The 15,366-nt window shown below is 34.7% G+C and carries 10 protein-coding genes; 9 read left to right on the top strand and 1 reads right to left on the bottom strand.

Going from position 1 to position 15,366, the window contains the following annotated elements:
* The first annotated feature begins 704 nt into the window (after nt 1–704).
* Complete coding sequence (locus RCH18_RS01635; RefSeq protein WP_326935022.1) at nt 705–1,214, top strand: pyridoxamine 5'-phosphate oxidase family protein; 510 nt, start codon at nt 705–707, stop codon at nt 1,212–1,214.
* A 56-nt stretch (nt 1,215–1,270) separates the two neighbouring features.
* Here the strand turns inward: RCH18_RS01635 and RCH18_RS01630 are convergent, their stop codons facing one another.
* Nucleotides 1,271–2,716: a LysM peptidoglycan-binding domain-containing protein gene (locus tag RCH18_RS01630; protein ID WP_326935021.1), complete on the bottom strand. Its 1,446-nt coding sequence runs from the start codon at nt 2,714–2,716 to the stop codon at nt 1,271–1,273.
* A gap of 1,563 nt (nt 2,717–4,279) precedes the next feature.
* On the opposite strand from RCH18_RS01630, the gene RCH18_RS01625 reads away from it, so the two are divergent.
* The 8 genes from RCH18_RS01625 to RCH18_RS01590 all read left to right on the top strand — a co-directional run bounded on the left by RCH18_RS01625 (nt 4,280) and on the right by RCH18_RS01590 (nt 14,743).
* On the top strand, nt 4,280–6,091 hold the full coding sequence (locus RCH18_RS01625) for a hypothetical protein (RefSeq protein WP_326935020.1): 1,812 nt from the start codon (nt 4,280–4,282) through the stop codon (nt 6,089–6,091).
* A 341-nt stretch (nt 6,092–6,432) separates the two neighbouring features.
* On the top strand, nt 6,433–7,398 hold the full coding sequence (locus RCH18_RS01620) for a hypothetical protein (RefSeq protein ID WP_326935019.1): 966 nt from the start codon (nt 6,433–6,435) through the stop codon (nt 7,396–7,398).
* Between the two features lie 318 nt (nt 7,399–7,716).
* Nucleotides 7,717–8,694: a hypothetical protein gene (locus RCH18_RS01615; RefSeq protein WP_326935018.1), complete on the top strand. Its 978-nt coding sequence runs from the start codon at nt 7,717–7,719 to the stop codon at nt 8,692–8,694.
* An 11-nt stretch (nt 8,695–8,705) separates the two neighbouring features.
* Nucleotides 8,706–9,689 (top strand): hypothetical protein, encoded by a 984-nt coding sequence (locus tag RCH18_RS01610; protein ID WP_326935017.1) that lies wholly within the window; start codon nt 8,706–8,708, stop codon nt 9,687–9,689.
* A gap of 11 nt (nt 9,690–9,700) precedes the next feature.
* Nucleotides 9,701–13,360 carry an MBG domain-containing protein gene (locus RCH18_RS01605; RefSeq protein ID WP_326935016.1) on the top strand — a complete coding sequence of 1,220 codons (3,660 nt, stop codon included), beginning with the start codon at nt 9,701–9,703 and terminating at the stop codon, nt 13,358–13,360.
* 39 nt (nt 13,361–13,399) lie between these two features.
* On the top strand, nt 13,400–13,636 hold the full coding sequence (locus RCH18_RS01600; RefSeq protein WP_326935014.1) for a hypothetical protein: 237 nt from the start codon (nt 13,400–13,402) through the stop codon (nt 13,634–13,636).
* 86 nt (nt 13,637–13,722) lie between these two features.
* Nucleotides 13,723–14,343, top strand: coding sequence for a hypothetical protein (locus RCH18_RS01595; RefSeq protein WP_326935013.1), 621 nt, complete (start codon nt 13,723–13,725; stop codon nt 14,341–14,343).
* Between the two features lie 130 nt (nt 14,344–14,473).
* A complete protein-coding gene (locus tag RCH18_RS01590) occupies nt 14,474–14,743 on the top strand; it encodes a hypothetical protein (protein WP_326935012.1) in 270 nt (89 codons plus the stop codon).
* Nucleotides 14,744–15,366: the final 623 nt, after the last annotated feature.

Below are 15,366 nucleotides of genomic sequence, written 5' to 3'. Positions count from 1 at the left end.
GGAACAAATTTTTGTCGTATGTACATCTTGTACTTTACGTACTTATATGTTCTTAATTTAAAACTAATCAACTATCCTTTAACCTTATAAAACGCTGAACATATAAAAAAACTTACATGGCTTATATGGTAAAACATAGCATCATTATTTTCTTCAAATTACTTACACCACTTCATATTTCAATCTATTATGATAGCCTACTGATTTTGTCCGGTTGAGCGCAGTCGAAACCCTTTTTACAACTTATATACAATCTCAACTAAAACCTGTCCTGAGCGCAGACGAAGGAGCCTGTCCTCAGCGCAGACGAAGGTCTCGATTTTACAAGAAACAAAACAGTAAATTTAAAACACAATAGGTATTACATTTTTTTAATACACTTCCTTACTTAGTGACTTATAAGTTATGGGAACAAATTACTACCGTATGTACATCTTGTACTTTACTTACTTATATGTTCTCAATTTATTAATAATCAACCATCTTTTATCCTTATAAAACGCTGAACATATAAAAAAACTTACATGGCTTATATGGTAAAAAATAGTATCATTATTTTCTTCAAATTACTTATCCTCACTCATTACTTTAAATATGTGAAAAATGAAACATTAAAAATAAATTGTATAATGCTTTTTGCAATTGATTTTGAGTACTTTGAGAAAAGTAAAAAATAATAATAAACATTTATAAACACAACTATTATGAGCAATACCCAAAGTGAACATACAATTGAAGGAATAGACAAATTAAAAGAATTAGTTGAAGCTATAAATATATGTCTGTTTTGCACAGATCTAAAGACTAATGATGGAGCAACAACAAGACCAATGAGTGCTGTAAAAGTTTGTGATCAAGGTAATATTTGGTTTTTTAACCAAAAAGACAGCGAAAAAAATAAAGAGATCCTTAATGATCCAAAAGTTCAACTATTCTTTGCACATCCTGGTAAAGGAAGTTACGTAGTAGTCAATGGCGATGCAACTATAACCACCGATCGAGAAAAAATTGAAGAGTTATGGACTCCTGATGTGAAAATTTGGTTTGATGAAGGGAAAGATGATCCTAATATTTCACTTATAAAAGTGACACCATCAAGTGCTTATTTCTGGGATACCGATGGCAATCGTATGATAAATATTTTAAAAATGGCTGCATCGTTTGTAACAGGTACTAATTTAGTAAGTGGTACAGAGGGCGAAATTAAGATTTAATATATAATAGAAACGCCTCAAATAATGAGGCGTTTCTATTTATCTTTACTGTTAATTTATTGAACTACTCTATTAATTTGACTAAAATTTTTGCCGTAATATCGCTCCTTAGTAGATGAAATAATGACACCATTTGTTACAGAAGAATGAATAAATTTAATTTCATCGGCATTAACTTCTACCACCATTCCTACATGATTGATGTGTCTTCGGCCATTTGTTTTAAAAAATATTAAATCACCTTTTTGAGCCTCATCGGTATTTATTTTAGTCCCAACGCTAGATTGCTCGCGTGACGTTCTAGGAAGTACAATATCAAAAGCTCCAAATGTCGTAAGCATTAAACCTGAACAATCAAATCCTGATTTAGTAGTACCTCCAGTTCGGTATCTTGTTCCAATGTTTTCTGCAGCACGTTCTATTAATTCATCAAAAAAGGCGTGATCAAAAACAGCTTTTGAATTAGTATTGAAATTTATTTTAGATGCTTTAATATGATCACTACTTTCACCATTAATTGAAATTATACTTTCAGCAATTGCTACTTTTGGCGCAGTAATGTTCAATCTGACACCTACTAATAACAACTCTTTTATTTCTGGATTTTGATCTTCTAATTCTTTAACTGTGATGCCATATTCTCTTGCTATGGCGTATTTTGTTTCTTTAGGTAAAACTTCTCTAGTAATGGATTGTAAATTCCGATTAGCTAACAGCGCTATCTCATTACTATCACCCAAAATATTTGCAGAAAATAAGGGAGTTTTTGACGATACTTCTATATTTGATTTATCGCTTACAGTTGGAGAGGCAGTAGCGACACCTGCATTCGTTATAGACAATACTGGAATCGTTACTCTTTGACCCACTCTTAATGCTTTTACTCCAATATTAGGATTCGCATGATCAAATTGTTTAATGCTTATCCCGTATTTTTTAGCAATAGAATATTTAGTTTCTTTAGGTAAAACTTCCCATTCTATAGGAGACAATGGTGACTCAGTTGGAGATGCTGCTAACTGTTGATTTTGTAAATTTGGTTTATTTGCAACCTCTACAATTGGAGAGATCGAAGAATTTGCTGGTATACTAATTTTTTGACCTATTTTTAAATCTTCTAAATTTATATTTGAATTGATTAGATTTAATTCTTTAACTGACGTTCCGTATTGTTTTGCAATTCCATACAGTGTTTCTTTAGCTTTCACCTCATGTTGTTGCGTATTATTGGTATAAACAATTAAAGTAGATTTTGATTTTTCAGTCGCCTTGCTTAGGGCGCTGTTATCTGAAGCGATTGGAATAAGTAGAACGGAATTAAGTTTTAAAAGATTTTTAGCTTTTGGATTTAATTTAAATATTGCATTTTGCTTAACATCATATTTTTGTGCAATGCTCGAAATGGTTTCTCCTTTTACTATGATATGTTTTTTAGTTTTTTGCTGTGAAAACAGAACGCTGGTATTTATTAAAACTAGTAATACAATTATTCTTAAACTCATATTCAAATATTTCAAATTAATAATCCCATGACAGTAAAGATTGCGATTTATGGGATTCTATATATTAAACATTGTCTTAATTAACAGGAAAGGAATTTATGAAAACTGTAGAAAGAAAAAAAACTACAGTATAATTTCCTATTTATAATTAAATCGCGAAAACTTTAAAAAAAGCTAATTTAGGTTTTATAATTAAAAAACCAATACTTTTATTTCAAAATTTTTAATAATTCTTATATAATAATCATTTTTACCTACTTAAATGAAGTAAACAATCATTATATAATAGTATAATTATGGTATTATAAATTCTGATGATTTGCAAAAATCTTAGTTTTATAGTGTAAAACCTATTTTTGAAAGTAAACTTATTGTTAAGTTTTATTTTATAGATATTTACTACAGGTATTTGAGCTATTACATAATGATCGTTAGCTGTAAAATTTACATTTACTGTAGTTGTTTTATTAATTTAATTATTTGAAGCATTTGCATAACCGCAAGATTTGTGAAGATACTTCCTTCGTCAGTATGACAAACTACTATTGTTATCATAGTAATTAGAGTAAGCTGGATTAGTTTGTAAAATAAATATATTGGGTTTGTTAAAGCTGGCTGTAGTAAGCGGCAATATCGCTACAAGATTTGTGTAGATACTTCCTTTGTTTTACCACTTCATCTCTGAAAATACTGAAAAGGCTATCGCTTTTTTGTCCGGTTGAGCGCAGTCGAAACCCTTTTTACAAGTCATATAATCTCAACTAAACCTGTCCTGAGCGCAGACGAAGGAACTTGTCCTGAGCGAAGACGAAGGAGCCTGTCCTGAGCGCAGACGAAGGGCTAGATTTTACAAGAAATGAAATAGTGAATTTAAAACACAATTACTTTAAAGCTTATTTTTAAAAGTAAACTTATTGTTAAGTTTTAAAAATCTCCATACTGTTTAAACAGGCGAAAGTTTAAAAGTCATCAAATCACAAAAATGAATAATAATAATAATAATAATGATATTGACTTTAAATCAATTCAATAGATACATTCATTTAATTTTCGAAATAAATCACATATTACTAATCAGCTGCTTTCCTATACTTTTTAGTAAATATATTTCAAACAAAACGCCATTTTTAACGCAACAATAAAACTTATTTCCTATGGTCCACAAGCAGGACGCTCCTATTTTATAATGATCTTTTGAATGCTATTTTTTATTTTAAAATTTGTTTTTTAAAAATTATATTATATTTTTAGCATATAATCGATTTTAATTACCTTTGATCGATTTGTTTTGGAAACCTAAAAATCATTACGTATTCATATTTATATAGTTATAAATGAAAAATCTTACTAACCGTTTACTAATAATTAGAAACACAAAATGATCTTAATCTTGCATGTATGTGTTTTAGAACAAAGGATTCTTGCAACTTAGCAATTATTAAAAGCCACTTTTACTAATAAAAAGTTGTTGTGTCGCTTAAGAATTTATGTCTGTTATAAATTTATCAAATAAAAAAATGCTTTAGCTCTAAATCATGCCCGCTTTTATCCTACAAAATAATAATGAATAATTTTCTCACACTCCTATTATTAATAATTGTCACTATTGGTTATTCGCAAAATCAAGTTTCTATAGCAGAGACTGATAAAGCGTATGGCTTAATTTTTAGCAATCCAACACAGGCTAAAATGGAATTAGATCAATTAGAAAAGCGCGCTAAAGATCAAAAAGACAGTGTATATAGCATTATTTTAAACAATAAAGGAGTTTATTTTGCTGTGCAAACACAGATGGATTCAGCATTGATCTACTTTAAAAAATCAAGTTCTTTAGTCAATAAAACCGCTCGGCGATATGTAGGGACACAAACCAATATTGCCGTCATTTATAAAAAAAGAGGCGAAATTGATAAAGCGATTGCACTACTAGAATCAAATCTCGTTATCGCTGATGAAAAAAAATACAACACCGCTAGAGCCACTATTTATGGTGAGCTGGCTTCCTGCTATTCGGCTAAGGAATGGTATAAACCTGCCTTAGAAAACCTTATTCAAAGCATTGAAATCTGGGGAAATGAAAACCCTATTCCAACCAAAAAAATCGCTATTGAGAAGCAAAAATTAGGGAACTTATATGTCAAAATGGCGAATATGCCACAGGCTTTGAAAATTTTTAAAGAAATAGCAGTCGTGTTTAAAGACTTAGGTGATCTCTATAATTTTTATTTAGTGCAAATAACCATCGCCGATATTTATTTAGAATTACAACAACCAAAAGTAGCCTTGCAGCTGATACAAGGAGCAATGCCAAATTTACAACGATTTAATGATAAAGAACTGCTCTTATTCGCTTTTGACAGAGAGGCAAAATGTATCGAACTCCTGGGCAATTATCCAGCAGCAAGACAACAATATAAAAAGGCAATAGCATACGGGTTGCAGTACGATCAAATCCGTACGGTGCTAACAGTAACACAATACGGCAATTTATTACTTGCCGTAAAGGATAGTACTACTTTACAGCGACTTAAAAAACAAACAGAAAATAATGAATTTAAGAAATTGATTTCGTTAACTTCTGCTTATGATCAAATGGAGTTTTACCAATGGAAAGAAAAATACGCTAGATTGACTAATGATGTGACCACCACAACAAGCAGTCAAGAGAAAGTAACCAATCTGAAATTTTTGATCAAGGAAAAAAATAATATTTTTCAAATAAAAGAATTACAGCCACAGCATTTTAATCAAAACCTACAACAAGATAACCATTCTGATCAAGAATTTTTATCCTTTGGCTCTACTACCAGCATCGTTCTAACCTTATTACTTATAATGGGGATTATGGCGGGAATGGTACTGTATAAAAAATCTAAAAGCAAAAATACTGATTTTAGCGTGACTTTTGATCGTCTAAAAAACCAACAGCCCAGCGCTAACGATGTACAAAGTATCATAAGTGAGCAGCAAGTAAACATTAAATTGTTAGAAAAAAGATTAGTAGAGCAAGTACAAAATAATTTACTGATAGAAATACCTCTGGAGAAACTACATCGCAACTCAGAAGTTGTGCCAGAGGGAAATAAATCTAGAAAAGTTTTGATGCCAATAAAGAGAAACTACACCAATATTATTGAACAATTTCAAACAATTAATCCAACGTTTGTTTCAGTATTACAAAATAATTATCCAATATTGACTAAGGGTGAATTTGAATTTTGTTATTTGTTAAAACTAAATCTTACCAATAAGGAAATTGCACATCTTTTGCAAATTAGTCCAGAAAGTGTCATTACTAAAAAATACCGAATTGTAAAAAAACTACAACTAGACAAGGAAGTTGACTTTCAACTATGGCTAGCAGTAATTGCATAACTAAATAACTAATATCCGTAAAAACGCCATCATCACGGTTTTCATGATTCAACCGGCTGATTTAATTGCGTTTGTCTATACTACTTTACAAAAAGTCTATTCGCTGTCTATTTTTTTTAGGTTTGAAATGCTATAATTTTGTCCAAACTTTACGCCGTCTATCGTGTAAAAATAGAACGCTGTAGAATAAAAATTACTAGTATAACTTAAAATTTATTATTTATGAAAATTGGAAAATTACTTTTTCTACTGTTGTTTGCGAAACACAATGGGTCGCAACCTGCCCATTTTTTTAGGAACAAAAAAACCGCGATCCCCACAATCTAATACAAAAATTAATTATGAAAAAACTTTTCTTTCAATTGGCATTCTTAACAGTGATGTCAACCACTTACGCGCAAGTGGGCATTGGAATAGAAACTCCATCGAGCTCTGCGATGCTAGAGGTATCATCAACCACAAAAGGGATGCTATTTCCGCGAATGACAACGACACAGCGCACAGCCATTGGAACGCCTGTAGATGGTTTACAGGTATATGACACAGAACTTAAATCGTTATACTTCTATGATGGCACGAGCTGGATCAATTATTCAACTCAATACAAGTATGGCGATATTAAATCAGGGATGCAAACTGCAGATCACGATGGGTGGGTGGCATTAAATGGTAGAGCTAAAACTACATTAACCGCTTCACAACAAGCAAGAGCAAATGCCTTGTTTAGTGGTAGTGCTTTGCCTGATGCTAACAATGCCTACTTATCGCAGACAGGCGGTACACTTGGCGCAGTTACAGGCTCTAACACCACTACGCTAGCGGTAGCTAATTTGCCAGCTGCAACATTTTCTGGCACGGCACAATCTGCAGGAAATCACCAGCATTCTATAGATCCTGCTGCTATGTATTCATATTCTGAGGGATCGCATTACCATACAGGACGTACAGATAACGCAGGGCAGCACTCTCATCCAACTAACGCAGGCGGTGGTAATAATGCAAAAGGTTTGGCTTATGTAGATGGTCAATGGACAATCGGCGGTAGTGGGGATCGAACGTATGGCGAAGTAGCTTGGTCTGATGGATTACAGGCATTGGTGATTGATGGCAGTGGGAATCATAGCCATAATTTTACCACAGACCCTGCTGGATCTCATTATCACGTTGTTGACCCTGCTGCCGTTGACACATCCACAATGGGCGCTCATCCACACGATGTTTCCGTTAATTCTGGAGGAAGTGGAGCCGCTCTTAATATTGCGCCAAAAAGTTTGGTCGTAAATATGTTTATCTATCTAGGCAATTAACTTTATCTGATCTAAAAAAACTTTTCTACCCGAGACGCTATTTAAGAGGCATGTATCTAGTAGCTATAGCGGGCTTAGTGAACAACCGCGACGCTTGATGCAGTATAGTAGCATTTTCTGTAATCAGTACAAAAATGCTGTTACTACTAATAATTGTTGCACACCGTACTACTATTAGAATGTTAAAGTAAAGTAAACGTTTTTGCTACATTTCTAAGAACGCTATTGCCAAGGAGAAAATAAACGCTATTCGAAATTAGATTAGCTAGAAAAGGATCAGTTATTATCATAAAAGTTCAATATTAAAAATATTCACAAATGAAAAAAATATTATTACAGCTAGCTTTTTTAACAATGATTTCAGCCACTTATGCACAAGTGGGTATTGGAACCGCTACCCCATCGAGTTCTGCAATGTTAGAGGTTTCCTCAACTACAAAGGGGATGTTGTTGCCACGTATGACTACTGCACAACGTAATGATATTACAGCACCTGTGAAGGGATTGTTTGTCTATGATACTAGCGTAAAACTACTCTATTTCCACGATGGTATCGGCTGGGTCAATCATGCACAAGCTAAGTTTGGCGATGTCAAATCAGGCTTGCACGCTGCAGATCATGATGGATGGGTAAAATTAGACGGAAGAACTAAAAGTAGCTTAACCACTTCGCAACAGGCAAGAGCCACAGCACTGTCTATTGGCACTTCTTTGCCTGATGCTACTAATGCCTACTTATCTCAAGCAGGCGGTACTCTTGGAGCAGTAACTGGGTCTAACACAACTACTTTAACACAGGCTAACTTACCTAGTGTAAACTTTTCTGGCACGGCAGCATCTGCAGGAGATCATAGCCATACAGCAGACCCAAGTAATACTTATTCCACTTTTGGGGGTGATCATCGACATACAGGGAATACAGACTATCAAGGAAGTCACTCACATGGCGGTAATGCAGGTGGTGGGCAAGCTAATGGTGCTAAAGGTCTAGTTATTTCTAATGGTAACTATACGCAATATGGCAATGTAGACTCTGACATTTCCGACTACAAAGAACCAAATTTACGTACTGCACCAAAGGCCTTGGTTATTGATGAAGCTGGGAATCATAATCACACCTTTTATACCACTACTGATGGAAGTCATGATCACTATGTTGACTTTGCTTCCTCCAGTACCACAGCAGCTGATACACATACCCACTCTGTAACCGTTAGTTCTGGAGGGAGCGGCAGTGCTATCACTATTACGCCAAAAAGTTTGGCCGTAAATATGTTTATTTATCTAGGAAATTAATACCATCTACTATGAAAACACTTTTATACCCGATATTCTTTTTAATAGGCATCTCCTCGGCTGTAGCGCAAGTAGGTATTGGGACAGACAATCCGGCCACATCGTCAATAGTTGAAGTAGCATCTACTAACAAAGGTATGCTACTGCCTAGAATGAACACTACAGAGCGTAACAATATAACAGCACCAGCAACTGGTTTACATGTTTTTGACACCACACTAAACGATTTATTGTTTTATGATGGTACAAGCTGGAATAGCTATGGCTCTCAAGCAAAATTAGGAGATATTAAATCAGGAATTCAAGCCACTGATCACGGGGGTTGGTTTCGCCTAGATGGCAGGTCAATATCCAATCTAACTACAGCACAACAAAGCCGTGCTACAACACTAGGGATCACTACTAAACTTCCTGATGCTACTAACACCTATCTATTAAAAAGTACTACCACAATTGGATCTGTGCAAGAAAATAGCACAACGATAGCAGTTGCCAACCTTCCCAGTGTAGCATTTGCAGGAACAGCGGCTTCTGCAGGTAGTCATAAACATAGTTATGATGCTCCTAATTCATATCTTTTTGATAATGGCAATCATACTCATAGCAATTACTCCGTAAGCACTGCTGGAGATCACGGACATACACACAATGCAAATGGAGGCACAGGAAATGGTAAGTTGGGTTTGGTCCAAACAAGGAATGGAGGTTATACTTGGCCTTCTGGTAATAATGATCAATCATCTGATCAGCTCAACGTATATGCGGCACCTCAACAATTAGTCATTCAAAACAGCGCTAATTATCGTCATTCCTTTACTACAGATTCTGCAAACATAGGAAATCATCAACATCTTGTAGATATACCTATAACTACTTCTAATACAACTGGTGCTCATACGCATACTGTAAGTGTTGCATCGGGTGGGTCTGGTACGGCACTAACATTGAAACCCAAAACACTAAGTGTGAACATGTTTATTTATCTAGGAAATTAATACAGACAAATATGAAAAAAATATTTTTATTATTAGTATTCTTCCCATACTTTGTCTTTAGCCAAAGCTTTGTTTCTAAGGGAAGTGAAATTATTTATATACAACCTGCTAGTACTTTTTCTTCGGTGGGTGGTGTAAAAATGGCTGGATCTGCTGCAAATACAATGTCACTGCCACAAGGGGTGTCATTATATAACGTAGCTCCTGCAACGCGTCAAGTATTAATGGAGAATAGCACGTCAAAATATGAAGTGCGCGATGTGGCTATTAATACCACGGCAAACTTTTATATGGATGTGCTCGTTGCAACAAATAGAACGAAGGCTGATGTAGCGGTAGTGAATAAAAACACCACCAAAACCTACAATGCGAGCTTAACGCAAATGAATCATCCTTTTTATACAGCTATACCGCTACAATGGACCCTGTCAAGTGCAGATGCAGTGGCGGCTGATGTGCATGATTTAACCTTTTCTTGGGGGGAGAGCTTAGAAACGACACAAATTACAAACAAGCGTTTGTATGTTTATAATACGACATTGGGGGTTTGGAAGTCACTTCCAGCAGCCAATACTGTTATCGATGAAAGCACAAACGTTTTAACCTATACTGGTTATACTGGCGCCTTGCAGAATACTAAGTTTATGATTGCCAATGCTCAAAAATCAATTGCTGCCACAGATATTACGGTTGCTGCACTAGCAGATGTAAATTATAATGGATTGTCACAAAATTTAGAGCCAATTGTAAAAGAAGGAACTACCGTTTTAACAAAAGATCAGGATTATACCTTGACCTACAGCAACAATAAAAATGTAGGAACGGCGACCATCACTATTAATGGAGCGGGTAATTATGGCCTTACTAGAACTATAACTTTTGTCATAAAAGCTGTTCCGTTAAGCATTGTTGCAGACAACAAGACCAAAGTTTTTGGCGAAGTTGATCCTATATTGACAGTAAGCTATAGCGGTTTTGTAAATAACGAGACTGCCGGAGCTAACTTAACAGGAACACTAGCTGTTACTAGAATTGCAGGCGAGAATGTTGGCTCTTATGCTATAACGGCTGCAGGTTATACTTCTGCTAATTATACGATAAGCTATACAGCTGGAACTTTCAGCATCACAGCTAAGTCAGTTAGCGATCTTGCGGTAGATCCAATTTCACCAGTAACTTATAATGGCGTTGTTCAAAATGTATTGCCGGTAATAAAAAATGGGACTACTTTAGTAAATAACACTAACTACAGTCTATCCTACGCCAACAATAAAAATGCAGGAACTGCGACCATTACAATCACAGGAACTGGAAACTACAGTGGCACTAGAACAACAAACTTTAGTATTAATCCTGCTCCTCTTGCGGTTGCAGTAGATTGGACTACAAAGGTTTTTGCAACGGTTGATCCTACATTCACGGCCACAACTACCGGATATGTAAATGGTGATTCGTCATCAGTTTTAACAGGAACAATAGCTTTTACTAGATTTCCAGGTGAGAATGTTGGCGGTTATGCTATTACGGCTAGCGGTTTATCAGCTCCTAATTATGCAATTACGTACAGCGCAGGATTTTTGAATATTACAAGAAAATCAGTTTCTACTGACATTACAGTAAATCCAATGGCTGGAGTATTGTATAGTGGTTTATCACAAACACCAACGCCAGTAGTACAATACGGAAGCAAAACTTTGCTGGCTAATACTGATTATACTATTACAAAATATATAAACAATATCAACGCTGGAGAAGCAACCATTACGATAACAGGAGCTGGAAATTATATCGATGAAAAAACGGTAAACTTTAGTATTAACAAAGCAGCCTTGACCGTAACTGCTAATGACACGTTTAAGATGACTGGTAGAACTGAACCTGCATATTCTGTTTCCTATTCAGGCTTTGTTAATAATGAAACCCAAAGTAATTTAAATGGTACACTTGCCTTTACGCGTCAAACAGGCGAAACTGCTGGCACTTATGCTGTTACTCCTCGTGGTTATGCCACTTCTAATAATTATAACTTTACCTATGTAAATGGAACACTAACTATTATAGGAACCACAACATGGGACGGCACAGCATGGTCTCATGGTTCGCCTGATAGTGCTATTGAGGCGATCATTGCTGGAGCGTATAACTCTAAAACAGTAGGAAACGGTTTTTCAGCTAAGAAAGTTAGCATAAACGAGGCAGCGTCCCTAATCCTTTCTTCACCACACAGCCTAACGGTAACTAATGAAGTGATTAATAACGCTGGCGAAAACAATTTAGTGATTGAGAGTGGTGCCAATTTAATTCAAATAAGCGACGTTCTTAACACTGGAAATGCGGTAGTAAAACGCGACAGTAATCCTTTATTTAGATTGGATTATACCTTGTGGTCATCACCGGTAAGCAATCCAAATGCGTATTTAGCTCCTTTTTCACCATTTACAAGTAACGCTGGAGAACTTAACATTCGTTTTTATACCTATAATGCACTTACTAACTTATACAACAGTGTGAAAAATGCTGCCTCTACTCCATTTTCTTTAGGAAAAGGATACTTGATTAGAATGCCAAATGAAAACCCTACTAGCTTAGGGACCGGTTCTACTTATTTTAAAGGAACTACGCAATTAGTGTTCAAAGGGCAGTTTACGGGAGTTTTAAATAATGGGACAATCAGTTTAACTGGTCTTGAAGGTGGGACGTATAACGCAATTGGAAATCCATACCCTTCAGCTATTGATGCCACTAAATTTATAAATAGCAATACTGGAATAGGTACACTTTATTTTTGGAGAAATAAAAATAGTACAAACGGTGGATCTTCCTATGCTACTTACACTTTAGCAGGTGAAGTTGCCAATGGCGGATATACTCCTAGTGGAAGTATTGCTGTAGGTCAAGGATTTATTACAACGCCCCCAACATCAGGAACCATTACATTTACCAATGCAATGCGTACAGCTAATACAGCAACTTTTTTAAGAACTACATCAAAATCTGAAAAAGACAAAATTTGGATTAATCTTTCTAAAGGAAAAGATGCGGTAAACCAGATTTTGATAGCCTATATGGCTGGTGCTACTACAGGGGTTGATATGGGCATTGACGGTAAATATATAAATGACAGCCCAATCGCTTTGACTTCGGATATTGACAACGAAGAATATGTGATACAAGGTCGTCCAGAATTTACCGATGCTGATGTAGTGTCACTAAACTTTAAGACAAATGTTGCAGGTGATTATACGATTGCTAAAGACAAAGTAGAAGGTTTGTTTGACAAAGGGCAAAGCGTTTTTCTAGTGGATGCACTTACGGGTATTGAAACAAACTTACAAAGTACAGCATACATCTTTACTACTGCTGTAGGAACTTTTAATAATCGTTTTAAATTAACATATAAAACAGCGTCAACTCTTGGTTTAGATGATCTAACCACTAATGAAAATGCGATTTATGTCTATAAGCAAAATGGTGCATTACACATCAATGCAGGAACTGCTATTATCAAAAATGTAAAAGTATTTGATTTATCAGGACAATTAATTGCAGAGCAAAAAACAGTGAATTCCACTACAACTACTATAAAAAACCTAATTATAGCCGAACAAACCTTGCTCATACAAGTTACCACTGACACGAATAAAGTAGTAACTAAAAAAGTAATTTACTAAACCGTAGAAAAATAATTCTACATTAAATAATTTAAACAAATGAAAAATAATTTAAGAAAAGCAATACTCACTCTGTTTTTAGTAGTGACAAGTTCAATTGGATTTGCGCAAGGTCCTGGAGGTCAAAATCCTAATGATAATTTAACAGGAGATAATGATTTTTCCGGTACCACTCCCGCTGCTCCTGTAGATGATTGGATTCTGCCTTTTGTGCTTGTAAGTGCAGCGGTAGGTTATTATGCTATTCGCAAGAAATATAGTAATAGTACGGTATAAAAAAGTAGATCAAAATAAAATCTCAATTGTGTTATCGCAATTGGGATTTTGTTTATTATTCCATTTAGTAGTTTAACACACTTTATATGAAAAATTTGGCTATAAGTTTAAAGACTATTATTGTTCAAGAATTAGAGCATTTTCCCAAATCTATTCGGGTTTTTATCTTAAAAGCTGCTTTGCTCTCTATTTTCTGGCAATGTCTTTATAATTTTGTTTTATATGAACCTAGAACAATCGATCAGCCACTGACTGATTTTGTGGGTAAGAGTTCAGCATGGGTACTTAATCAGCTCTATCAATCTGATGATTTTCACGCACAATTTTTAATAACAAAGAATCAAATTGAAGGTCAATCCTTTGTAGGTAAGACAAGCCATATCTATTTTCAGGAACGGGTGGTAATGCGTATTGCTGATGTGTGCAATGGACTGCAACTATTAGTTCTTTATTTACTATTTATAATCGCCTTACCAGCTACTTTAAAACGGAAATTGCTATTTGGCTTTTATGGACTAGTGATTATCCATCTCGTTAATATATTTCGTTGTGCTGGTTTAGTTGCTATTTTATTGCATTACAACACTTACTTTGATATTGCACATCATTTTATATTCAAGATAATGGTGTATTTTTCGATTTTTATACTTTGGTATTATTTTGCTAAGGGTGTAACCTTTAAAACAGTGAACGTTGAAAAAACCTAATTCTTTACAAAAATGGTTTATTGGGTTTATCCTGATCGTCATTTTATATACGTGTTATCATCTTTATTTTTTTGAAAACAATAATATGCATCTGTTTGAAAGAAAAACGCGAGACGTGATTAAATTTTCTATGACGCTAACAGTATATTTAATAGGTACCAAGTTTTTAGGTCAAATAGAGGTGCGGTGGATGGCGTTGTTATGGCATTTTATCCATTTAGGAGGGATGTTTATTTTAGTTTCTGCTGGACTATTAGATTGGTTTTTTGGCGTTCTAAAAAATCATGAACAATTAAAAGTTTATATAGGCGAACTTCAGGCAACCTTAATTTCACCCGTGCTTTATGTAGGAATGGGAATCGTCAATCAGCGATTAGGAAATAAATTCAAATTAGAGTAACAAGATGATTTAATACTACCTAACAACATAACGTTAGGCGATTAAAAAGAGAGCTAAAGGTTCTCTTTTTTTTGTATTCACAACTTAACTAAGTAATTAGAAGAAAATAATGTGGCTGTTTTTTACCAGATAAGCCATATAAGTTTTTAATGTAATCTTTTAAAAGTTTTGAATTTTATAAGGTAAAGGATGGTTGACTGGTTGTACATCAAGAACATATAAGTAACTAAACTACATCAGCTAAATGCGACAATAATTTATTGCCATAACTGATCCTAAATTTACCGTTTTGTTTCTTGTCAAATCGAGCCCTTCGTCTGCGCTCAGGACAGGCTCCTTCGTCTGCGCCCAGGACAAGTTTTAGTCGAGAATATATGAGTTGTAAAAAGGGTTTCGACTACGCTCAACCGGACAAAAAATCAATAGCAATTAAAGTATATTCAAAGATGAAGTGGTGTAAAAATACTTGGAACATTCCAAAAAGACCAGAGAAGAATTAGCTCCAAAAAAAAATGTCTAGTAAATTGTATAGCTAAAAGATCTATACGCATTACTAAACATTTTTACGTTTCGACTACGCTCAACTGGACAAAAAATCAATAGCCAATTAAAGTATATTCAAA

Source organism: Flavobacterium sp. PL11 (assembly GCF_035985025.1).
Lineage (GTDB): Bacteria > Bacteroidota > Bacteroidia > Flavobacteriales > Flavobacteriaceae > Flavobacterium.
Note: the sequence above shows the minus strand (reverse complement) of the source record. Positions and strands in the feature narration are given on the sequence as shown.